This is a genomic window from [Actinomadura] parvosata subsp. kistnae (assembly GCF_900323885.1).
In the GTDB taxonomy this organism is placed as follows: domain Bacteria; phylum Actinomycetota; class Actinomycetes; order Streptosporangiales; family Streptosporangiaceae; genus Nonomuraea; species Nonomuraea composti.
Window position 1 is genome coordinate 64655 of sequence record NZ_OOHJ01000030.1, and the last position, 21294, is coordinate 85948.

The window sequence follows — 21294 nt, forward strand, 5'->3', positions numbered from 1 at the left end:
ACTCCCTTTGGGGAAATATGTACCTTTATCTGCGCGGCATCTATGAACGAACTTCTCGGATGCCGCCTTTCTTGACCGGACCGCGTGCCGTTTCCAGCACTGTCGTGCGACGGCGCTCGGCCGCCGAGTCCGCAGACCTGTGGAGCCGGGGACCCACCGTTCCTGGGGTGAATCGGACGCCAGCCAGACTGCGCCCGTAGGGCACTTCCAGTCCCGAACCCGTCAGCTAACCCGGTAGGCGGCATGGAAGCAAGGAGTCAACACCCCCATGCCCAACTACAAGCGCTTCAGCATTGCCATAGCGGGAGCCCTCCTGGCCGGAACCGCAGCCGTCACCGGCGTGACAGGGACGGCGTTCGCCGAGACCGCTGGCCACGACGCCACCCACAGTGCTCAGCACGAAGCCAAGTCGTTCACCTACGGCGTGGACGTCTCCCGATACGAGTCCGACTACAACTGGAGCGCCAGCCCTGCCAAGTTCGGCATCATCAAGGCCACCGAGGGCACGAGCTTCCGCGACGCCTCGTTCGCCCGGCACTGGGGCGAGCTGGACCGGAAGGGAATCGTGCGCGGGGCCTACCACTACGGCCACCCCGGAAACGACCCCATCGCCGAGGCCGACTACTTCCTGTCCCTGGTGAACTCCCAGCCCGCCAAGGCCGGCGACCTGCTCGTCCTGGACCTGGAGACCACCGACGGCAAGTCCGTCGCCGAAGTCAACGCCTGGGCCAAGGCCTGGCTGTCCCATGTGAAGGCCAAGACCGGGGTCACCCCGATGCTGTACAGCGGCTGGAACTTCGCCAACACCTACGGCAAGGGCCTGGCGGGCTACCCTCTCTGGGTCGCTCACTACAGCAAGCCCCAGGGCCAGCTCACCCCACCTGCCGACTGGAAGTCCTGGACCATCCACCAGTACACCGACTCTCCTGTCGACCAGAACGTCTCCGCGCTCACTCCCGAGCAGTTGCGGGGCCTTGGCCGACCGGCCGCGTAGGGACGTAGACGAGCACCGACCATCTCTGGGGCTGAGGACTCGGTTCTCAGCCCCCACTGGTCCTAACGGCGCTCGCAGGCCACGCCGTCACCATCCCGATCCTGATAACAGCCATACTCGTGGTCGACACTACGTATGTATGGGCCATCACCCTGGGCGTTGACCTCCCGCAGATGTGCGGTATTTGGCGCCAGACCAGTTCCCGGCTGCCCCGAGCGCTGTGAGGCCGGCCCCTCCGACCTGGTCTCTTGCTTGTCCTCTTCGTCCTCGGACGGTTGCTCCGTCGGCCGGGCTGCCCCGGCTGCGTTGTCTCCTTGAACCGGTACACCTTCAGCGTGACTCCGTCTCTCGGGTTGGGCCATGGTCGAGGCGGCGCGCCGGACCACCTCGACGGTGAGCGCGGCGGGCTTCTCCCGGACGTCCAGCTCGGCGGAGGCGCGGCCGTCCGCGAAATCAGCCCGCACGGTGCTCGACGCCGCGCCACCCAGTGCGCGGCCCGGCCTCGGCATGGTGAGCCGCATTCCAGGCCCCGATAGCGGTCAACGGCTGAGCAGGTAGCGACCGGGCGAGGTGCCGACCGTGCGACGGAAGGCCGCCAGGAAGGCGCTCGCCGTGGCGTACCCCACGCTGTGCGCCACCCGCGACACCGGCTGCCCCTCGGCCAGCAGCGGCAGGGCGGCGCGCAGGCGTACCTGCGTGCGCCAGTGATCGAAGCTCATGCCCGTGTCGCGCACGAACAGCCGGGTCAGCGTGCGCCTGCTCACGCCCGCCGCGCGGGCGTGAGCCTCCAGGCTGCGCGGATCGGCCGGGTCCACCAGGAGGGCGGCCGCCACCGCCCGGACGCGCTCGTCGGTGGGCTCAGGCACGTCGATGGGCCGGGTGGGCAGCGGGCGCAGCAGGTCGGGCAGCACGGCCTCGGCGCGCAGGCGCGCGTCGTCGGCGAGATCAGGACGCGCCAGGTACCCGATCAGCTCGGCCAGCAGGCCGTCGACGCCCACGGCGGTGGGCTCCGGCCAGTCCAGCGGGCAGCGCTCCGGCGTCAGGTACAGGCTGCACAGCACCGCGTCGCGGGTCGCGCCGGTCGCGTGGGTGACGCCTGCGGGCAGCCACAGCGCCCTGGTGGGCGGCAGCACCCAGTACACCTCGCCCACGTTGACGCTCAGCACCCCGCGCCTGGTCCAAGCGAGCTGGTGATGGGTGTGGTGGTGCGGTGGTATCCACTCCCCCGGGGCCAGCGGGAAGTGGCCGACGATGATCGCGCCCATGTCCTCCATACGACATAGTTTGGCCTCATCGCGGATGGTGGCCAACGGCGGGTGAACCATAGCGTCGGCGGGTGCCCATGATCGTGTTGTGCCTTGTCCAGCTCATGCTCGTGCTCGACGACACTGTCGTAAGCGTGGCCCTGCCCAGCATCCGGGACGAGCTGGGTTTCAGCGCCTCCGAGCTGCCCTGGGTCGTCAACGCCTACTTCCTGGCCTTCGGCGGGCTGCTGCTTCTGTGCGGCCGGATGGCCGACCTGCTCGGCCGCCGCCGCGTCTTCCTCATCGGGGTAGCACTGTTCGGGGTGGCCAGCCTGGCCTGCGGGCTCGCCCAGGAGCTGTGGCAACTCGTGATCGGACGATTCGTCCAGGGCTCCGGCTCCGCGATGGCCAGCCCCCCGGCCATGTCCATGATCACACTGTTGTACCCGGAGGCTCGGGAGCGGGCCAGGGCACTGGGCATCTGGGGCGGCATCGCGGCCCTCGGCGGGACCTCGGGCCTGGTGCTGTCCGGGGCGCTGACCGACCTGGCGTCCTGGCGATGGATCTTCCTGATCAACCTGCCCGTCGTCGCCGTAACCCTGGCCCTGCTCCCGCGCCTGATCCCCGAGTCCCGCGCTCCTGGCCGGCGCCGCCTGGACGTTCCCGGCGCGACGCTGATCACCGGAGCCGCGGTGTCCTTGGTGTACGGGCTCCTTCGGGCCGGCGAGGAAGGCTGGGGTGACCATCTCGTCATCGGCGCCGTCGTCCTGTCCGCTGCCCTGGCCGTGGCGTTCCTGGCGGCCGAGTCACGGGCGGGGCGCCTCTGGTTCCGGGCTCGTTCCTGGCGTCGCGGACCCGTGCGGTCGCCAACGGCGCGACCCTGCTGTTCTCGATGGCGATGTACGCGATGGCGTTCCTGCTGATGATCCAGATCCAGACTGCTCTGGGGTACGGCCCGCTCCTGGCCGGCATCGCCTACCTGCCTTACGGCGCCGGCATCCTGGCGGGCATGTGGCTGTCGTCCCGCCTCTGGCTCAGGATCGGGACGCGGCGGGCGCTCCTGCTGGCGTTCCTGGTCGACATCGCCGCCTGCTCCTGCTGTCCGGGGTGACGGCGGGGGACTCCTACGCCGCCCACGTCCTGCCCGGCATGCTCGTCCTGAGCGTCGGCAACGGCCTGAGCCTGCCCGTCCTGGCCGCGACCGCCCATGAGCCTTGAGGTCACAAGCGGATGATCCAGTCGTCGCCCGCGAGGACGTCAGACCCTCGCTGGGATGACCCAGTTGATCAGGAAGTCGTGCATGTCCGGTTGCGCAAGCTGCGTTCCAGGCGGCCTCCTCTGGTGCGGATGGGCTCGCGCCGAGATCCTGCTTCAGGGCGCAGCGGAATCGAACTCGTGCGCGCGGGGCCCGGGCGCCGGACACGCCCGCAGCGCCGTAAGCCGTCGCCGCAGCGCAACGGCGAGGATGACCAGCGAACTCACCGCGAGGACCGGTTGCAGGGGTGCGAAGTACGTCAGAGCCCCGGACGTGCCCAGAGCCAGCACGACGAGCTTGTTGCAGACCGGGCAGCCGACGGCGAACGCCGAGATCAAGGCGCCGATGAGAGCTTTGGACTCTTGAGGAGCGCGCACCCGGACAGGAGCCACATAGGTGGCGGCGATCAAGCCTGTAAGGGCTGCGGCGGTCACCCAGACCGGGTAGTTCCACCACTGCACCGGCGTCATCCGGCTGAACCACGAGGTTGCGATGATCGCCGTGGGTACGCCGATCAGAGCCGCGGCGATCACAGTCACCACACCAGCGACAGCCCATTGCCGCCCGGTCCACAAGCGCATGACCCAGCTCCAGCCGATAGATAGCTACTATGGACCGTAGTGACATAACGCCGCGACGGCAAGAACGGCCTTCCGGGCTGGAGGCAGGTGGTGGCGCATGAACAGCGACAGCTACCGGCATCTCGAGAGTGATTCGAGGCCACGCGTACTGGTCGCGCTGGACGGCTCGCTGGCGGGTTTTGCCGCCTTGCGCCATGCGGTCGGCGAGGCCCGGCGGCGCGGCGCCCATCTGTACGCGATCCGCGTGCTGCCGGGCGCCGGCGTTCTGCCTGGCCTCGACGACGACCATGATCTCTTCCTGCTCATGCGAGAGGGAGTATGGACCTCGGTCCGGGAGGCGCTCGGCGAGGTTCCTGCCGACATCGAGATGCACGCGCTGGTCGCCCGGGGCAGCCCAGGACCGGCACTCGTCGGCCTTGCCCATCGAGACAATGATCTGCTGGTGCTGGGCGGAGGAGAAGGAAACTGGCTGCGCCGATGGCGTGGTGCGGCTACGAGTCGCTATTGCGTCACGCATTGTCGGTGTCCGGTACTCACCGTGCCGCTGCCACCATCGCTGCAGGCTCTGTACCGCTCCAGGGGGCGCCGACGCGAGTGGGGCCGTCTCCTTGAGGGCTGATGGCATGCACATCCGTATCGGCCCTCGCACGGCGGTGACGACCGCCCGCACGAGCTCCGCCGCCCGCCCCATCAGGCCAAGAGCACAGAGGAGGGACTTTAGGCCCTGTTACTCATTACCTTCTGCCGTTCTTGGCGGGACAACCGCTGGTCAGACTTAATCGCAAGTCTCCTATCTTAACTAGTAGAAGGAGCAGGAGGTAGTCATGATCAAGCAACATCTCGTGCTGGCTGGCGTGGCGGCCGTCGTGGCGGTCGTGGCCGTCTGGGCCGGAGCGCCCGTGAGCACGGTCCTCCTCGTGGTGCTGTTCCTGGCATGCCCGGTAATGATGATTTTCATGATGCGGTCCATGAGCGGTGACCACACCGGCCGCGGTCACGACCCGGCCGAGCACGGTCAGGGGCGGGGCCCCCAGGGGACGGACGTGTCATGAGCGCGGACGAGTGGGCGGTCATCGCCGTCTCCGCGACGATGATCGCCTTTCTCGCCTGGTATTTCTTCGGGCCGAGAAAGAGCCATCTCGCCGAATTGCGGGACGGGGTGCAGGAAGCCGAGATCATTGTCAGAGGTGGCTACGCGCCGGATGTCGTGCGCGTACGGCAGGGCGTGCCGCTGCGGCTGATCTTCGACCGGCGTGAGGACGGGGACTGCACCTCGCACGTCGTGTTTCCGGATTTCGGCGTGGATCAAGCGTTGCCGGCCTTCCAGCGCACTGCCGTGGAGCTGACACCGTCGACGGCGGGCGAGCATGGCTTCGCGTGCGGCATGAACATGGTGCGCGGTCGTCTCATCGTGGAACCGAGCTCGAACGGCCGTTCCGGCGATGGCGATGCGGTCGCGGATGGACGGGTCGAGCGCGCCGGCGGCCAGGAACGTCCGGCTGCATCGGGCGGGCCGGTCGTCTCGGACGACGGCGACGCCGAGGTGGCGCAGCGGCGGGCGGAGATCCGGGATCTGTCGCGGCGGGTGCTCATCGGGGCCGCGCTGACCGTGCCGGTGGCGCTGGCGGTGATGGCGCACGAGTTCTTTGGCGCCTCCTGGGTGCCCAGCCTTCTGCTCGACCGGTGGGTGCAGCTGGTGCTGATCACGCCGGTGATGTTCTACGCCGGCTGGCCGATCCACCGGGTGGGCTGGCTGAGCCTGCGCCACCGGGCGGCCGAAATGAACGCGCTGATCACCCTCGGCACATGCGCCGCCTACGGCTACAGCCTGCTCGTCACCGTCGCGCCGGGGATGCTGCTGCCGGAGTTGCGGGATGTGTACTTCGAGGCCGTCGGCGTGATCGTGACGCTGATCCTGCTCGGCCGGCTGCTGGAGGCTCGCGCCAAGGCGGGCACCGGGCAGGCGATCCGTGAGCTGATCGGCCTGCAGGCCCGGACCGCACGGGTACTGCGCGACGGCGCCGAGGCTGAGATACCCATCGCCGAGGTGACCCCCGGCGATCTGGTGATCGTCCGGCCGGGTGAGAAGGTGCCGGTGGACGGCGTGATCGTCGAGGGACGTTCGACGGTGGACGAGTCGATGGTGACCGGCGAGTCGATTCCGGTGGAGAAGGAGCCGGGCGACGCGGTCGTGGGTGCGACCGTCAACCAGACCGGTGCTTTCACGTTCCGGGCCGAGAAAGTCGGGGCGCAGACCGTGCTGGCACAGATCATCCGTCTGGTGCAGGCCGCGCAGGCGTCGAGAGCGCCCATCCAGCGGCTGGCCGACCTGGTGTCCGGCTACTTCGTGCCGGCGGTCATGGCCATCGCCGTGGTGGCGTTCGCCGCCTGGTACGTCACCGGGCCACCACCCGCGTTCACGCTCGCCCTGGTCGCGGCGGTGGCCGTACTGATCATCGCCTGCCCCTGCGCGCTCGGCCTGGCCACTCCCCTATCGATCATGGTGGCGACCGGCAAGGGCGCCCGCGCGGGCATCTTGATTCGCGACGCGGCGGCACTGGAGACCGCGCACAAGCTCAATACGATCGTTCTGGACAAGACCGGCACCATCACCCTCGGCCGGCCCGCGCTCACCGACGTGATCCCCATCGGCGCATGGGCGTCCGACGCCCTGCTCCGGCTTGCCGCCGGCGCCGAACGCTCCTCCGAGCACCCGCTGGGCCGGGCCGTGGTCACCGGCGCGGCCGAACGCGGCCTGACATCCGCCGAGGCATCCGAATTCGGCTCACAGACCGGCAAGGGCGTCTCGGCCACCATCGACGGACATCAGGTGCTGGTCGGTGGGCACCGCCTGCTGGCAACCGCCGGAGTGGAGATCGAAAGCCTGCGGGAGACGACCTACCGGCTCGCCGGGCAAGGCCGTACTCCGATCATGGTGGCCGTCGACGGTGAGCCCGCCGGAGTGCTGGGCGTCGCGGACACGGTCAAGGACGACTCCCGCGACGCCGTGGCCGCACTCCGGTATCTGGGCCTGCAGATCGTGATGATCACCGGGGACAACCGGCGTACCGCCGAGGCCATCGCCCGTCAGGTCGGCATCGCCCGTGTGCTGGCCGAGGTGCTGCCCGAGCACAAGTCCGCCGAGATCGCCCGCCTTCAGCATGAAGGGCTTCGGGTCGGCATGGTCGGTGACGGCATCAACGACGCGCCGGCGCTGGCGCAGGCCGACGTCGGCTTCGCCATCGGCACTGGCACCGACGTAGCCATCGAGGCATCCGACATCACACTGATCTCCGGCGCGCTGACCGGGATCGTCACCGCGGTCCGGCTCTCCCGCGCCACCATGCGCAACATCCGGCAGAACCTGTTCCTGGCCTTCGTCTACAACACCGTCGGTATCCCCGTCGCGGCCGGCATCCTCTATCCGTTCCTGGGCATCCGGCTCTCCCCCATCATTGCCGCCGCCGCCATGGCCCTGTCCTCGCTGTCGGTCGTCGGCAACGCCAACCGGCTACGCCGCTTCACCCCACCCGCCCTGCAGCCCGCGCCCACACTCCCCGTCGGCGTGCCCATCAGCGTGGAGACCGACATCGAGCCCGAGCAGGCCGTCGACCCGGTCTGTGGGATGCGCGTCCCTCCGGCCACCACCGCCGCCTCACTAGAGCGCGACGGCACCACCTATTGGTTCTGCTCCGCCGGGTGCCGTGACGCCTTCACCGCTCAGGGGCCGTTGCCGCAGGGGTTGCCCACCGACCGCCCGTCCTAGTCCTGCCCCGGTGTGCGGCGTGCTGCGCCCATCGCCGAGGACAAAGTGGCCGGGGCAAAGCAGCCGCGGCGAAGCGGCGACGGCCTTCATAACCGCTCCGCCTGCCCGCATCGCAACAGCAAGCGCGCTTCTGCTCCGACGTGTCATCGTAGAAAGAGGTCACCTCTTCCCAAGACAGCACATAAACTATGGTAAGTGTCTACCATGTTTAATAGTAGTTACTGTGATTTTGACGAGACGGTCGGAAGCGGCTCGTGAAGATCAGCATTGTTCACCCGAGCGATCTCAGGCCCTTCGAGCTACGCACATGGCACGTCCTGCTGCGTTCCGGCCGCGAGCTCGTCAATCCGTTCCTGTGCCCGGAGTTCACCCTCGCAGTCGGACGACTGCGGCACGATGTGAGGGTCGCGGTCATCGAGGACGCTGTGGACATCGTGGGGTTCTTTCCCTTTCAGCGGCACGCGCTGGGCATCGGCAAGCCAGTGGGCGCCGGGCTGACCGATGCTCAGGGGGCCATCTCGGCACCTGGCCTGGAGCTTGATCCATCGTGGCTGCTCAGGAGGTGCGAACTGAGCGTCGGGGAGTTCGACCATCTGGTCGCCGATCAGTTCCCCGCACACCACACCAGCCGCCACCCGTCCCCGTTCATGGACCTGCGCCTCGGATACGACGGCTACACAGACGTGATCAAACGCGAGTCCGGCAAGACCTACAGGTCCACGATGTACAAGGAGCGCAAGCTCGGCCGGGACGCCGACGACGTGCGCCAAAGGTACGGCATCACCGACCTAACTGCGCTGCGCACGCTGGTGAGTTGGAAGAGCGAGCAGTACCGCCGGACCGGCCGCACAGACCGGTTCGCACGACCGTGGATCGTCCAGCTCGTGGAGGACCTGCTGCACGTGGACACTCCTGGCTTCGCGGGTGTGCTTGACATGGTCTATGCCGGAGACCAACCTGTCGCCGGGCATTTCGGCCTGCGCAGCGACACGGTCCTGGCCGATTGGTTCCCCTCCTATGACGTGGCGTTCGCCCCTTACTCACCTGGGCTCATCCAGCATCTCGCCATGGCGCGGGAGGCGGCCAAGCAGGGCATCCGGGTGGTCGACATGGGCCGCGGCGAAAAGGAGTACAAGAACAAGCTCAAGTCGGGCGACCTCCTGGTGGCCGAGGGGCGTCTGGCGCGGCACACCCCGGCTGCCGGACTGCACTGGCTCGTACGCACACCGCTGCGCGCCACGCGTAACGCGGTGCTTGCCCGACCACGGTTGCGCGAACCCACCGATCGTCTACTCAAAGGCTATGGCAATGTGCGGAACTCGCTGCTGCGGACAGATCAGGACAACCGCACCAAGTCGGCGAGGTAACCGATGTTCACTCGTCTGGAAGCGGAACTGGCCTCCCGGCTCGGCAGGGATTGCCTGTACGTCCCCTCCAACCGGTTCGGCCTGTTCATCGCCCTGCGCCATCTGATGACGCCGGGCCAGCGCCTGCTCATGTCGCCGATCTCGGCGGACGAGATCCTCTTCCTGGTTCTGGCCGCGGGCTTGCGCCCGGTCATCGCTCCGGTGTCCGCACACAGCGGCGCGATCGACGTCGCGGCGGTGGCTGCGCTGCGGTTCGACGGGGTGATGACCACCAACCTGTACGGTCTGCCGGACGATCTCGTCGCGCTGACTGGCCTCCGTGCCGAGCGTGGCGTCCCGCTCATCGAAGATGCCGCCCACGCCTTGCAGACCACCGTCGCCGGAACACCGGTAGGCACGCACGGCACGACCGGTGTGTTCAGCCTGTCCAAGCATGCGGGAGCGGCACAAGGCGGAGTGATCGCGATGCGCTCCCCAGGCGATCGTCATGCTCTGGAAGAGCTACGTGCGCAGTGGCTCAGCCCGCGATATGCGGCCGCCGAGCTCGGCGGTCTGATCAAGACGGCAGCACGCAATGCCATCACGGGGACCGGACTCGCCCGCCCGGCGTGGCGGCTGGCCGAAGTCCTGGGATCGAACGAGCCGCGAGACGGTTACCGCATCCCGCTGCGCCGCGCTGTTCTGGCCTCGCGACTGTCCGGAGGCCCGTACGCGGGGATGGTGGCCCTGGAGCCCTGGATCCGCGCGGACAACCACACCTACCGCATGCCCCAGGGATCCCTTTCCGAGCGTTACGCCTTACGGCGGCTGAGGGCGGCCGACGCCCAGCGTGAGGGCCGGCTACGCGGGGTGCTCCGCCTGGCCGAGCTCAGGACCGCCGCACCGGCCGTGCACCGTCATCTCGATCAGCCGCTGTTTCGCGTACCACTTCTGGTCCGAGACCGCGACCGCGCCGTCAGGGAGTTGCGGCGCCTGGGAGTCGTCACAGGACACATCTACGACCCGCCGTTCGACGACTACGCGCCTGGCTTGGCCGAGCCGTCCCCCGCGCCCGCAGCGGCTCGCTGGTGGGCACGGCATGTACTTCCGGTGGATCCCCTGCTGGCGGAACGCGCCTGGGCCGTTGTGGCCGCCCTTTCGTCTCCCGGCGAGGCCATGCCTTGAGCATCACTCCGGCAACGACGAGATCAAAAAAGGTCTGCCGTGCGTCGCAGACACGGTGCGTGCCCATGTTGGGCCCCTTGCTGATTCCAGGGGTGATTCCTGGCCCCACTTGCCAGCGACGCTTGGCCCCCCACCCCGCGATCGGCAGAACCCCGGGCAGCGAGATTTGGCCCCACCTACCCTGGTCCCGTCGATGCTGCTTGAAGGCCGGCCACAGTCGAAGGTGGGGCCAAATCTCATCCCTACCCCGGCCCCCTGAAGATCGCGAAGTGGGGCCAGAACTGGTCCGCAGGTGGGGCCAAGAGTCGTTGTTGAAATCACCTTGCCGCTCAGCGGTTCTCTGCCTCAGGACGAGGTACGTTACGGCGCTTGCCAAACGGATGTGACGTCTTCCGGCAACCCGGTGATGCGCAGCTCAACCTTGGCTCCGGGCGGCACCGCATCGACGAAGGCGAGCGTGCCCTCCCGGTGATGGCCGCCGGCGGCCGTGCCGGTCCACACTGGCCGGCCCGCGGCACGGGTGTCGATGCGCAACGTAGCAGAGCGTGCCAGGTCGAGGGCGAGTGGCACGGTGTGCGTGTCCAGCGTGACTTCGAAGCGCGCTCCCGACTGGTCCAGGGCCAAGGGCGTCATGCTGACCTCCACCGCGCCCGCCTGGACCGTGCTGGTGCGCGTCGGCGACGTGCCGGACGAGCGAGCGGCCAGCCACCAGATCAGGGCCACCGCAAGGAGCAGGGACAGGATCACGGTCATCACGACGGCAGGACGGCGCATCAGGCGTGGCATGTCTGACCTCCGGTAGGTGCGGGTGCGTGGAGCAGCCGCCGTAGTGCGACGGCGACACCGAGGCCGTTGACGGCGAGACCGGCGGCCATGATCGGGACGCGGAACTCGGTGAGGAAGATGGCAGCGCCTGAGGCGCCCAGGATGGGAACGAGGTCGGCCACGTGGTGGGCGCAGCAGGCCACCATGCCGACCACCGAGGCGCCGCTTCCGGCACCGGCCGTCGTCTTGGCCGCTCCGTGCAGCCGCCGCCGGCGGCGCAGCTCGGCCAGGAGCGCGACCTGGATGCCGAAGCCGACCAGGATGCCCACCAGCCACGGCCAGTCGGTGGCGGCCTGGTCCCCCAGGTGTTCCAGGCCGCCCAGCCCGCCGACCACCAGTATGTAGAACATTGCCAGGGCGGCCAGTGCGATGACCCCGATGCGGATGCTTGAACGATTCATGATCTGCTCCCTGCTGATTGACGACGACGGCGAGGGATGAAGGCCGGCGTCGTGGCGGCGTACGTTGTCCACGTCGTGCCGAAGTGCTGGGCGACTTCGCGTTCCTCGCTGCGAGCCAGCCGCAGGTAGATCACGACGAGGATGGGGAACATGATCAGCGTGGGGATGGTCGGCCACTGGAGCAAGAATCCGATCATGACCAGCAGGAACCCGTCGTACTGCGGGTGCCGTATGTGGGCGTAGGGCCCCGTGGTGGCCAGTGTGCCGTCCTGTGCCGCCTGGTGCAGAACCCGCCACGCTGCCGCAATCAGCCAGAACCCGCCGCCGATCAGCACGTAACTGGCCAGGTGGAACGGGCTCAGGTGGGGGTCACCCTGCCAGCCGATGAGATCGTTCCACAGGTGACCGCCCGCGTGGGTGTCGCTCAGCAGCGGGAAACGTGATCCCAGCCAGCTGCCGAGCAGATAGATGGTCAGGGGCGTGCCGTACATCTCAGTGAACAGCGCGACCAGGAAAGCGCTGTAGGCGCCCATAGCCCGCCAGTCCCGTTTGCTCTTGGGGTGGAAGAAGCTCACCGCGAACAGCACGAACAACGCGGTATTGAGCACCACCAGCGGCCATAGCCCGTATGCGGCATCAGCCATTTCGCCCTCCCAGAAGAGTTTCTCTCCTCGGACGTTCGCGCCTTCGACGCCGCGCTACTAGGGCACTTCGTAGTATTTGCTCGGGACCATCGGCCTTCTGGCGTGCCAGCTGAAGCTACTCCGAGCCCACGGCCGGGATCAGGCCAGCGCCTTCGATCTGGCAGCTCCAGTGGATTAGGCGTCCCTGCCGCGACTTCGAGCACGGGACCTTAGTCCTCAGGCTTCGGGCCGTTCACTCATGGCCCGCCATGGCGTTCTGCGCCATCTTACTATCAAAACTAGGAGATTCGGCTCGAGCCCCTCCTGCCGGAGCTCTCGTCGAAACCGCAGCGGATACGCCGCCGCAGGCCCAAGATCCCACCACTACGGGACAGACATCAGGAGGCATCGGATGGATGTGAGGATGATCTCCCAGGTGCTGTGGCTGCGGCGCGTTCTGCGCGGCCGGGAACGCTGGAGCGCGGCACGGCTGGCCCAACACCAGCAGCATCAGCTCGCGCTGCTACGCCGGCACGCTTACGCTCGCTCGCCGTTCTACCACCACTTCCACCAGCGGCTCGGCGAGGCGCCACTCGCCGAGTTGCCGGTGCTCACCAAGGCCGCGCTGATGGACTGCTTCGACGACATCAGCACCGTGCGGGGCCTACGGTTGTCCGGGGTACAGGAGTATCTGGAGAAGCTGCACGGCGACGAGCGCTACCGGGGTCGTTACTGGGTAGCGGCGACCTCGGGCAGTTCCGGGCGCAGGAGCGTCATCCCCAGCGACGCCCGCGAATGGGCCACCGTCATCGCCTCCTACGCCCGGGCCAACGAGTGGGCCGGCATCAGCGCCGGCCCCCTCCACCCCGCGAGCATGGCGGTGGTCAGCTCCACCACTGCCTGGCACCAATCAGCCCGGGTAGCCGCCACGGTGCGCAGCCCATTCATCAAGAGCACCCGCCTGGACGCCGCCTCGCCCCTACCCGGCATCGTCGCCCGGCTCAACGAGACAAGGCCGGACGTGCTGGTGGCGTACGCGTCGATGATCCGCGTTCTGGCCGACGAGCAACTCGCCGGGCGCTTGCACATCACGCCGCGCGCCGTCAACTCCTCTTCGGAGGTTCTTACCGAGGAAAGCCGCACGATGGCTGCCCGCGCCTGGGGGGTGCCGCCCTTCAACGTGTACGCGGCCACCGAGACCGGCGGCATCGCCGCCGAATGCGACCGCCACCAGGGCATGCACCTGTTCGAGGATCTCGTGATCCCAGAAGTGGTCGACGATGCCTATCGGCCGGTCCCGCCCGGTGTGGCGGGCGACCGACTGCTGGTCACGGTCCTGTTCAGCCGGACACTGCCGCTCATTCGCTACGAGATGACCGATCGGGTCCGCCTGGCGGCCGAAGCATGCCCGTGCGGGCGTACGTTCCGGTTACTGGAATCGATCGAGGGTCGTACCGATGACCTGCTCACGCTGCCAGCGAAGGCCGGCGGGGCCGTTCGCCTGCATCCCGTCGTCTTCCACCAGGTCCTCGACTTGCTGGACGCCGCCGGATGGCAGGTACGCCATGAGGACAGGCGCCTGGAGATTCTGGTCGCCGCCCCAGGCGGAGACATCGACCGGGCCGGCGTGGGAAGCGCCGTGCATGACGCGCTCACCGCCGCGGGCGCGCTCCCGCCCGAGATCCAGGTGCGTGTTGTGGACGCCATACCCGTCGGCGTGAGCGGCAAGCGCCCGCTCATCGTGAGTGTCCCCGATCAGGTTTGACGGCGGTTCTCTGCCGTCAGCCGCCAAGCGGCGGTCGTACCTGCCGGTCAGCGTCTCCAGCGGACAGTGTCGTCCATCACCATCTGGGTTAGCAGACCGGAGTCCCCTTCGAGAGGGCAATGCTTCCCCGACGACACTTGATCGTGATACCTGATCCAGCTCGGGAAGTCGCCGCCGAAGCGGGGCGCCTATCGCTCTCCAGCCTTCAGGTGGTTGCCGCCGCGGCTTGGTTGTTCAAAGCAGGAAGAGGTTGTGGCAATGGTGCGCGACGAGCGCGCTGAGCCCGGGAAGCAGAGCAACCGCCGCAGGGCCGACCAGCAGCATGCCGACGGCGGCCATGCCCGTCAATTTCTCGCGACGGCGCAGGGGCGTGGCAGGGTGAAGCATGCGTCGGATCCGGGCGAGCGCCGTCTCCCCTCCCGCGCCGAGCACGAAGGCGGGGGCCCGGCTCGTGGCCAGGCTCACCAGAGCGGCGGCAATATGGATACGCGGATGATGGCGGGCCGCGACATCGTCGGCGTGCAGTTCGACCAGCCGGATGATCTCCTTCTTGGCCTTGGCGAACAGCGACAGGCGGGGAAATGCCCGGCTCAGGCCCTCGGCCACAGCCAGCACCAGATGGTGCCGTCCACGAAGGTGCGCTTGTTCGTGTGCAAGCACAGCGGCGACGTACGCAGGGGCCAGCGACCGCAGCGCCGCCGTTGTGATCACCTTCTTGGCGTGGCGGCCGGGCAGGCAGTAGACCAGCGGCTCGTCATAGTCCAGCACGATCGCGCCCAGCTCGCTGTCGCGGCGCCCGAGCAGGCGCAGCATCGCGGCGTGCCGCCGGCGTTCCCGGTGCGCGGCAATCAGGACCGTTCCGACCCCAGAGGCGGCACGGATCACGATCAGGGCCGCAGCAAGGAGTGCGAGCCAGCCGCCGATGGACATCGCTGCCGGGTCGAATTCATTGTCGAGCATGGCGAAGCAGGCCTCGATGAGGCCCGCCAGCTCATGTCCGATCGTGTCGGTGGGCACTGCGGTGGCGACGGCCGCCAGGCTCGCGGAGGCAATGGCGGATCCGCACGCGGCCAGCCACAGGGAGATCGCCAACCGGGGAGCACGATCAGACCACTGCGCCCGGACGAGCAGCCTGGGCAGAAGGGTCGTCGCGAACACCGCGTACGCCGCGAGGGCGGCGGCGATCATGACTCGCGGCCCGGCAGCGGGAACACCTGGAGAGCTGCGGCCAGCGCCTTGGATTCTTCGGGGTTCAGGCGCTCCAGGAAGTGCGCCAACGTGGCGGCCTGGTTGCCGCTGCGGGCCAGCGACTCCCGCATCTGCTGCGCCGTGTACGCCTCCTTGGTGATCAGCGGCTCGTAGATGTAGGCCTTTCCCTGCGGCTGCCGTCTCAGCAGGCCCTTCTTGTAGAGCTTGTCCATCACCGTCATGACGGTCGTATACGCGATCTCCCGGTCGCGACGGAGGTCCTCCAGCACATGACGGACCGACGAGGGCCGATGATAGGACCACAACCGGTCCATGATCGTGGATTCCAGGTCACCCAAGGCACGTACCACGCGCCCGCCCTCCTCTCCGTGTCTTTCTTGATGCTACCCACGATCGTAGAGTTGGCGAAGCCCAAGAGTGGTGGTGATCTGAGCAGTCATGAGAGCCGAGCAGACCCGCCGACGGCAAGTACTAATTAGCCTAGTGTCACGATGCGGGAACGAACGAGACGCGGAAGCGGCGCGCCGCCCCTCCCGCGAAAGCGTTCGAACTTTAGCCCGGTTGACGCGCATCGAGCATTGCCTGCCGCCGGCGCTGGCGGTCATTCACTGGTTCGAGCCGTCGGCGGCGGGATCGGTGACCCTGCGGCTGTCCGCCGAACCCGTGGGCGGCAAGCAGTCTCTCCTGTACATGGCGGACTGGTCATGGCGGCATCGACGTCCGCGGAAATGACCCGCGCGGCCGGTCCGCGCCCACCGGATCCCCTCCTCTCATGCTCCCGATCTTTTCCCGGGAGTCTGGCCTATGTTCCCTCCGCTGGGCGTGATCGTCGCACTGGTGGTCCAATCGCTGTCGGCCACCCGAGTCGGGGCGCTCGTGCGGGTTGCGCTGACGGTGTCACGGCTGTCGATCCTGGCCGGCGGGGCGGGTAGGGCAGACCTACGAATCTCAGTAGTAATCTGATCAGAGGCGCGGCAAGGGTGCGAGCCGGGTTCCGGTTACGTGACACGGCCGGGCAGTTGTGGAGGAGCGCCATGACAGCAGGGAATGGCAAGGACCGCAGCACGGCGGTTCTGGATGTGAGTGGCCTGCATTGGGCCACCGAGCAGAACGTGGTGGGCTCTGTCCTACGTCGCCGGCCCGGGGTGATCGAGGTCGAGGTCAATCCGGTCGGGCAGGCCGCGACCGTGGTGTTCGATCCGAGGGTCACGTCCCTGGCGGAACTGCGCCGCTGGGTGGAGGAGTGCGGCTACCACTGCGCGGGCCAATCCGTCCCCTCGCACATCTGCGACCCCATGACGGAGCCCGACCCGCCGGGCGGCGCGACGGCCGTACGAGAACCCTCGCATGCGGAGCATGAGGCCGGTCCGTCACCGCACGAGATGATAGGGCACGGGGGCCATGGCGGCATGTCGATGGAGGCCATGGTCGCTGACATGCGTAACCGGTTCCTGGTGGCGGCCGTACTGTCGGTTCCCATCCTGATCTGGTCGCCGATCGGGCGTGAGGTGTTCGGTCTGAACGCGCCGACCCCGTTCGGGCTGCGCGAAGACATGTGGGCGCTGATCCTCAGCCTGCCGGTGATCTTCTACTCCTCGTGGATCTTCTTCGACGGCGCCGTACGAGCCTTGCGGGCGCGCACCCTGGACATGATGGTGCTGGTGGCCGTGGCGATCGGCGCGGGATGGCTGTACTCGCTGTACATCACGCTGACCGGCGGCGGTGAGGTGTTCTACGAGGCGGCCACCGTGCTGGCGGCCTTCGTGCTGCTGGGGCACTGGTTCGAGATGCGGGCCAGAGGCGGCGCCAACGACGCGATCCGCGCGCTGCTCGATCTGGCTCCGCCCAAGGCGGTGGTGATCCGAGGCGGCGAGCAGGTGGAGGTACCCACCGCCGAAGTCGTGGCCGGGGATCTGCTGCTGGTCCGCCCCGGCTCGAAGATCGCGGTGGACGGCGAGGTCGAGGAGGGTGAGAGCGAGGTCGACGAGTCGATGGTCACCGGCGAGAGCCTGCCGGTGCACAAGGCCCCGGGCGACGCGGTCGTCGGAGCGACCATCAACAAGAATGGCACGCTGCGGGTGCGCGCCACCAAGGTCGGCGCCGACACCGCGCTCGCCCAGATCGTCAAGCTCGTCCAGCAGGCACAGAACTCCAAGGCTCCAGGACAGCGCCTGGCAGACCGGGCGGCGTTCTGGCTGGTGTTCGTGGCGCTCGCCGGTGGCGCACTGACACTGGTGGCCTGGCTGCTGGCGGGCGCGACGGCCGGGGTGGCGATGCTGTTCGCCATCACCGTGGTGGTGGTGACCTGCCCGGACGCACTCGGCCTGGCCACCCCTACCGCGATCATGGTGGGCACAGGCCTGGGGGCCAAGCGCGGCGTGCTGTTCAAGAACGCCATCGCGTTGGAGACCTCGGCCCGCGTCCAGGCCGTGGTGATGGACAAGACCGGAACGCTGACCAAGGGCGAGCCCGAGGTCACCGACGTCATCACCGCCGGCTTGGCGGAGGCCGAGTTGCTGCGGCTGGTCGCCGCCGTCGAGCGGGAGTCCGAGCACCCGTTGGCCGAGGCCGTGGTCCGCTTCGCCGATGCGCATGCGCCCGGCACGGCCAAGGCGACCAAGTTCGAGAACGTCCCTGGTCACGGGGCGAAGGCTGAGGTGGACGGGCACCGGGTCGTGGTGGGCAACACGAAGCTGATGCGGGCCGAAGGGGTCGATCTAGGATCTCTGGCCGTCCGCCGGGAGGAACTGGCGGCGGGCGGGCGGACCGCGGTGATCGCCGCCGTGGACGGACGCGCCGCCGGGTTGATCGGTGTCGCCGACGCGCCCCGCGCCACCTCGGCCGCCGCTGTAGCCGCTCTTCATCAGGCCGGTGTCGAGGTCGTCATGCTGACCGGGGACAACGAGGCCACGGCACGGCGCATCGCCGACCAACTGGGGATCGACACGGTCATCGCCGAGGTGCTGCCCGGCGACAAGGCGGCAAAGATCGCCGAACTGCAGCGCGGCGGGCGCAAGGTCGCGATGGTCGGTGACGGTGTCAACGACGCTCCCGCGCTCGCCCAGGCCGACCTTGGGATCGCGATCGGCGCCGGGACCGACGTCGCCATCGAGACCGCCGACGTGGTGCTCATGCGATCTGACCCCCTCGACGTCCCGACGGCGCTGACCATCGGCCGCGGCACGCTACGCAAGATGCGGCAGAACCTTGGCTGGGCGATCGGCTACAACGCCATCGCGCTACCCATCGCGGCCGGCGTCTTCGAGCCTGCCTTCGGCCTGGTGCTTCGCCCCGAGATCGCCGCGCTGTCGATGTCCGGATCGAGCTTCATCGTCGCGGTCAACGCACTCGCCCTCAAGCGGCTGCGCCTGCCGCGCCCTCTCGGAGACTGACGTCAACCCGCCACCCGGCATCACCCACGAGGTTGGACATATGGACGTGGACGATCTGACGATGTCTCCTTCCGGGCGTCCGGGATCATCTTGCCGCCTCCGAGGTGCGCCACAGGGCGCGAAGTGTGGCCGGGGCTGGTCGAACCAGACCGACAAAAAACCTGGTCATCTGACCGTTCCGCAAGGGAACCTGCCCTCCGCTGGTTTGGTGCGCGGCCTCCGCGCTGAACCGCGTCATACTCATCCCGGACCCGGGCTTCGCTCCACACACGCCTTCCATCGGGTTCCTGCGACGCGCCATAGTAGAGGTGGCGTATTCTCAGGTCGTGGTGCTCAGCAGGCGTCTGAAGACGGCGGGTCTGTTTCCGCTGCTGCTTGCCGTGCTCCTCGCATTCGGCCTGGCCGCAATGCACACTCTGGGTCACCAAGCACCTGTAGCTGACCGTGCCGGTGTGCTCCAGGTCGATAGCACTCATCCGGCGATGCCCGCATCGCATCACGGTGGAACCTCGCATGAGGACCGCGACGCCGCCATCGTCTGCCTGGCCATCCTCGCCGGTCTCATAGCACTCGCCGTGCCGCTGCTTTCGCTGGTGAGCATGTTCGAGGCGCTGTCCGGGAGCTGTGCCCAGGCAGGGCGGCGCGCTGCCCGGATGCGGCGCGGGCCGCCCTCTGCTCTCGTGCTGATGCGAACGGTCGTACTGCGGACATAGAGGCCGGATGCGAACCGCTGGAGCCTTCGTGTCCCAGCGGTTGCTCCCCCGTCGTCCATCCGTGAGCATCGTTCTTCAGCGAGGCATCCATCATGCACATCGATCGACGTACCCTGCTGCGAGCCGCTGGGCTCGGAATCCTGGCCAGCGCTGTCACCGCGTGCGCCGGCGAGCCGGCCGCCACTGGCCCCGCGTTCATCACTCCGACCGGCGAGCAAGTACGGCAGGCAGAGCGGGCGCGCCGTACTGGCGCGGTCCGTGACTTCCGCCTGACCGCTACCGAAAGTCAGGTCGATCTCGGCGGTGTGACCGTACGCACCTGGGCCTACGACGGCAGGATCCCAGGCCGTCCGATCCGGGTGAGGCCTGGCGAGGTGATCCGCGCTCGCCTGACCAACCGGCTCCCCCGCGACACCAGCATCCACTGGCACGGCCTGGCCCTGAGCAACAACACCGACGGCGTACCCGGCGTCACCCAGCAGCCCATCGCGGCCGGGGCCGAGTTCGTCTACGAGTTCGCCGCCCCTCACCCTGGAACCTACTGGTTCCACCCACACTCCGGAACCCAACTGGACCGCGGCCTGTACTCGCCGCTGATCGTGGAGGACCCACGGGAGCCGCTCGGTTACGACGCCGAGTGGATCGTGGTCCTCGACGACTGGCTGGACGGCGTCACCGGCACGCCGGACGAGGTCCTGGCCGAGCTGTCGCGAGGCATGAGCATGGGCATGAACCATGGCGCCACCACACCCGGCGACGGTATGAAGGACATGCCGGGCATGGACCACGGCGTCACGCCCGCCCCATCGCCGGGCCCGGCCCAGCACATGCTCATGGGTGCCACCAGCCTGCTGCTCGGCGGGGACGCCGGGGACGTGCGTTACCCGTACTTCCTGCTCAACGGCCGTATCCCTGCCGCGCCCGAGACCTTCCACGCCAGACCGGGGGCGCGGCTGCGCATCCGGATCATCAACGCGGGAGGCGACACGGCCTTCCGCGTGGCCCTGGCCGGGCACCGGATGACGGTCACCCACACCGACGGCTTTCCCGTCCAGCATGCTGAAACCGATGCGCTGCTGATCGGCATGGGCGAGCGCTACGACGTGCTGGTCACCCTCAAGGACGGGGTCTTCCCGCTGGTCGCCCTCGCGGAAGGCAAAAACGCCCTGGCCCGCGGCCTGGTCCGCACCAGCGGCAGTGCACCGGCCCCCAAGCTCGGCCTGCGCCCCCGCGAACTGGACGGCGACGTCGCCCGATATGCCAAGCTTCGGCCGGCCGACGACATGCGGCTGGCGGCCAGGGACCCCGACCGCACCCTGAAGCTGGAGCTCACCGGCACCATGATGGCCTACAACTGGGCGATCAACGGCAGGAAGTACGATCCAAAAGTCATCTCACTGGTGCGGTCCGGCGAACGCGTAAGGCTGTCCTTCGGGAACCGGACCACCATGTGGCATCCCATGCACCTGCACGGCCACACCTTCGCCCTCACCAACGGCGGCATTCGCAAGGACACCGCCATCGTCCTGCCCAACAGCACTCTGAACGTCGACTTCGACGCCGACAACCCAGGACTGTGGATGATCCACTGCCACAACATCTACCACGCCGAATCCGGCATGATGACCCTCCTCGGCTACCAGCAGACCTGACCCCGCGCCCAGGGCGTCGTCACTGGCGACGCCCTGGCATCAGGGGCGAACCGCAAGGACGTGGATCAACTACTTGTCATAGGGTCTTGTCGAGCGGACGGTTCCGCGTGATGGCCGACGCGGAACACTTGACGATCGGGCATCGCAGCGGGAAACACCGCCATCGGCTCCACCCTCGACGCCGCGCGGTCGCTAGCGTTCCCTGCCCTGCCCTGTGGACGCTGACAGCCCTCGGGCTCCACCTGTGCGGCAGCTCTTTTTATGCTGAGCCGACAAGGCCAGAAGCGCCCTTTCCGTGTAAGCCCCTCAAGGGGCTGCCCGGGGATGACCTCCGTCAGGACCA

The 21294-nt window shown here is 68.1% G+C and carries 21 protein-coding genes and 1 riboswitch; of the genes, 13 read left to right on the forward strand and 8 right to left on the reverse strand.

Annotation, left to right across the window (positions count from 1 at the left end; genetic code table 11):
- The first annotated feature begins 111 nt into the window (after positions 1–111).
- Positions 112–256: riboswitch (cyclic di-AMP (ydaO/yuaA leader) on the forward strand.
- Positions 257–268: 12 nt separating this feature from the next.
- Positions 269–994: a glycoside hydrolase family 25 protein gene (locus KIS93_RS56070; protein ID WP_080039277.1), complete on the forward strand. Its 726-nt coding sequence runs from the start codon at positions 269–271 to the stop codon at positions 992–994.
- A 62-nt stretch (positions 995–1056) separates the two neighbouring features.
- On the opposite strand, the gene KIS93_RS69405 is transcribed toward KIS93_RS56070, so the two are convergent.
- A complete protein-coding gene (locus tag KIS93_RS69405; RefSeq protein WP_080039278.1) occupies positions 1057–1515 on the reverse strand; it encodes an excalibur calcium-binding domain-containing protein in 459 nt (152 codons plus the stop codon).
- Between the two features lie 18 nt (positions 1516–1533).
- On the reverse strand, positions 1534–2268 hold the full coding sequence (locus tag KIS93_RS56080; protein WP_080039279.1) for a helix-turn-helix transcriptional regulator: 735 nt from the start codon (positions 2266–2268) through the stop codon (positions 1534–1536).
- A gap of 68 nt (positions 2269–2336) precedes the next feature.
- On the opposite strand from KIS93_RS56080, the gene KIS93_RS56085 reads away from it, so the two are divergent.
- Both KIS93_RS56085 and KIS93_RS64055 read left to right on the forward strand, forming a co-directional pair.
- The gene (locus KIS93_RS56085; protein ID WP_246005547.1) at positions 2337–3161 is read left to right on the forward strand and encodes an MFS transporter; all 825 of its coding nucleotides are present in this window, start codon (positions 2337–2339) and stop codon (positions 3159–3161) included.
- The gene (locus tag KIS93_RS64055; RefSeq protein ID WP_222108054.1) at positions 3131–3349 is read left to right on the forward strand and encodes a hypothetical protein; all 219 of its coding nucleotides are present in this window, start codon (positions 3131–3133) and stop codon (positions 3347–3349) included. Before KIS93_RS56085 ends, KIS93_RS64055 begins: the two co-directional genes overlap by 31 nt.
- Before the next feature lie 260 nt (positions 3350–3609).
- On the opposite strand, the gene KIS93_RS56090 is transcribed toward KIS93_RS64055, so the two are convergent.
- A complete protein-coding gene (locus KIS93_RS56090) occupies positions 3610–4074 on the reverse strand; it encodes a hypothetical protein (protein ID WP_080039280.1) in 465 nt (154 codons plus the stop codon).
- A gap of 97 nt (positions 4075–4171) precedes the next feature.
- Between KIS93_RS56090 and KIS93_RS56095 the strand changes: the two genes are divergently transcribed.
- The 5 genes from KIS93_RS56095 (at position 4172) to KIS93_RS56115 (ending at position 10371) form a co-directional block, all read left to right on the forward strand.
- Positions 4172–4693, forward strand: a complete 522-nt coding sequence (locus tag KIS93_RS56095) for a universal stress protein (protein WP_080039281.1) — start codon at positions 4172–4174, stop codon at positions 4691–4693.
- A gap of 205 nt (positions 4694–4898) precedes the next feature.
- A complete protein-coding gene (locus KIS93_RS56100; RefSeq protein WP_080039282.1) occupies positions 4899–5126 on the forward strand; it encodes a DUF2933 domain-containing protein in 228 nt (75 codons plus the stop codon).
- Positions 5123–7840, forward strand: coding sequence for a heavy metal translocating P-type ATPase (locus KIS93_RS56105; protein ID WP_080039283.1), 2718 nt, complete (start codon positions 5123–5125; stop codon positions 7838–7840). The genes KIS93_RS56100 and KIS93_RS56105 overlap by 4 nt, the downstream gene beginning before the upstream one ends.
- Positions 7841–8094: 254 nt before the next feature.
- Positions 8095–9207, forward strand: coding sequence for a GNAT family N-acetyltransferase (locus tag KIS93_RS56110; RefSeq protein WP_080039284.1), 1113 nt, complete (start codon positions 8095–8097; stop codon positions 9205–9207).
- Between the two features lie 3 nt (positions 9208–9210).
- Entirely contained in the window at positions 9211–10371 is a 1161-nt protein-coding gene (locus tag KIS93_RS56115; RefSeq protein WP_080039285.1) for a DegT/DnrJ/EryC1/StrS family aminotransferase, read from the forward strand.
- Between the two features lie 360 nt (positions 10372–10731).
- On the opposite strand, the gene KIS93_RS56120 is transcribed toward KIS93_RS56115, so the two are convergent.
- From KIS93_RS56120 to KIS93_RS56130, 3 genes are read right to left on the reverse strand one after another with little or no spacing between them, the layout of a single operon-like run.
- Positions 10732–11157 carry a thioredoxin domain-containing protein gene (locus tag KIS93_RS56120; protein ID WP_080039286.1) on the reverse strand — a complete coding sequence of 142 codons (426 nt, stop codon included), beginning with the start codon at positions 11155–11157 and terminating at the stop codon, positions 10732–10734.
- Complete coding sequence (locus KIS93_RS56125; protein ID WP_155127555.1) at positions 11145–11597, reverse strand: hypothetical protein; 453 nt, start codon at positions 11595–11597, stop codon at positions 11145–11147. Before KIS93_RS56125 ends, KIS93_RS56120 begins: the two co-directional genes overlap by 13 nt.
- Positions 11594–12241 (reverse strand): methyltransferase family protein, encoded by a 648-nt coding sequence (locus tag KIS93_RS56130; protein WP_080039288.1) that lies wholly within the window; start codon positions 12239–12241, stop codon positions 11594–11596. Before KIS93_RS56130 ends, KIS93_RS56125 begins: the two co-directional genes overlap by 4 nt.
- A gap of 403 nt (positions 12242–12644) precedes the next feature.
- Here KIS93_RS56130 and KIS93_RS56135 point away from each other — a divergent pair, with 403 nt between their 5' ends.
- Positions 12645–13985, forward strand: a complete 1341-nt coding sequence (locus tag KIS93_RS56135) for a phenylacetate--CoA ligase family protein (protein WP_222108055.1) — start codon at positions 12645–12647, stop codon at positions 13983–13985.
- 234 nt (positions 13986–14219) lie between these two features.
- Here the strand turns inward: KIS93_RS56135 and KIS93_RS56140 are convergent, their stop codons facing one another.
- The gene (locus tag KIS93_RS56140; protein WP_080039290.1) at positions 14220–15173 is read right to left on the reverse strand and encodes a M56 family metallopeptidase; all 954 of its coding nucleotides are present in this window, start codon (positions 15171–15173) and stop codon (positions 14220–14222) included.
- Positions 15170–15544, reverse strand: a complete 375-nt coding sequence (locus tag KIS93_RS56145; RefSeq protein WP_080039291.1) for a BlaI/MecI/CopY family transcriptional regulator — start codon at positions 15542–15544, stop codon at positions 15170–15172. The genes KIS93_RS56140 and KIS93_RS56145 overlap by 4 nt, the downstream gene beginning before the upstream one ends.
- Before the next feature lie 211 nt (positions 15545–15755).
- Between KIS93_RS56145 and KIS93_RS56150 the strand changes: the two genes are divergently transcribed.
- The 4 genes from KIS93_RS56150 (at position 15756) to KIS93_RS56165 (ending at position 20951) form a co-directional block, all read left to right on the forward strand.
- On the forward strand, positions 15756–15926 hold the full coding sequence (locus tag KIS93_RS56150; protein WP_155127558.1) for a hypothetical protein: 171 nt from the start codon (positions 15756–15758) through the stop codon (positions 15924–15926).
- Between the two features lie 302 nt (positions 15927–16228).
- The gene (locus KIS93_RS56155) at positions 16229–18586 is read left to right on the forward strand and encodes a heavy metal translocating P-type ATPase (RefSeq protein WP_080039292.1); all 2358 of its coding nucleotides are present in this window, start codon (positions 16229–16231) and stop codon (positions 18584–18586) included.
- A gap of 326 nt (positions 18587–18912) precedes the next feature.
- On the forward strand, positions 18913–19299 hold the full coding sequence (locus tag KIS93_RS56160) for a hypothetical protein (RefSeq protein WP_155127561.1): 387 nt from the start codon (positions 18913–18915) through the stop codon (positions 19297–19299).
- Between the two features lie 92 nt (positions 19300–19391).
- Positions 19392–20951, forward strand: a complete 1560-nt coding sequence (locus KIS93_RS56165; protein WP_080039294.1) for a multicopper oxidase family protein — start codon at positions 19392–19394, stop codon at positions 20949–20951.
- The last annotated feature ends 343 nt before the right edge of the window (positions 20952–21294 follow it).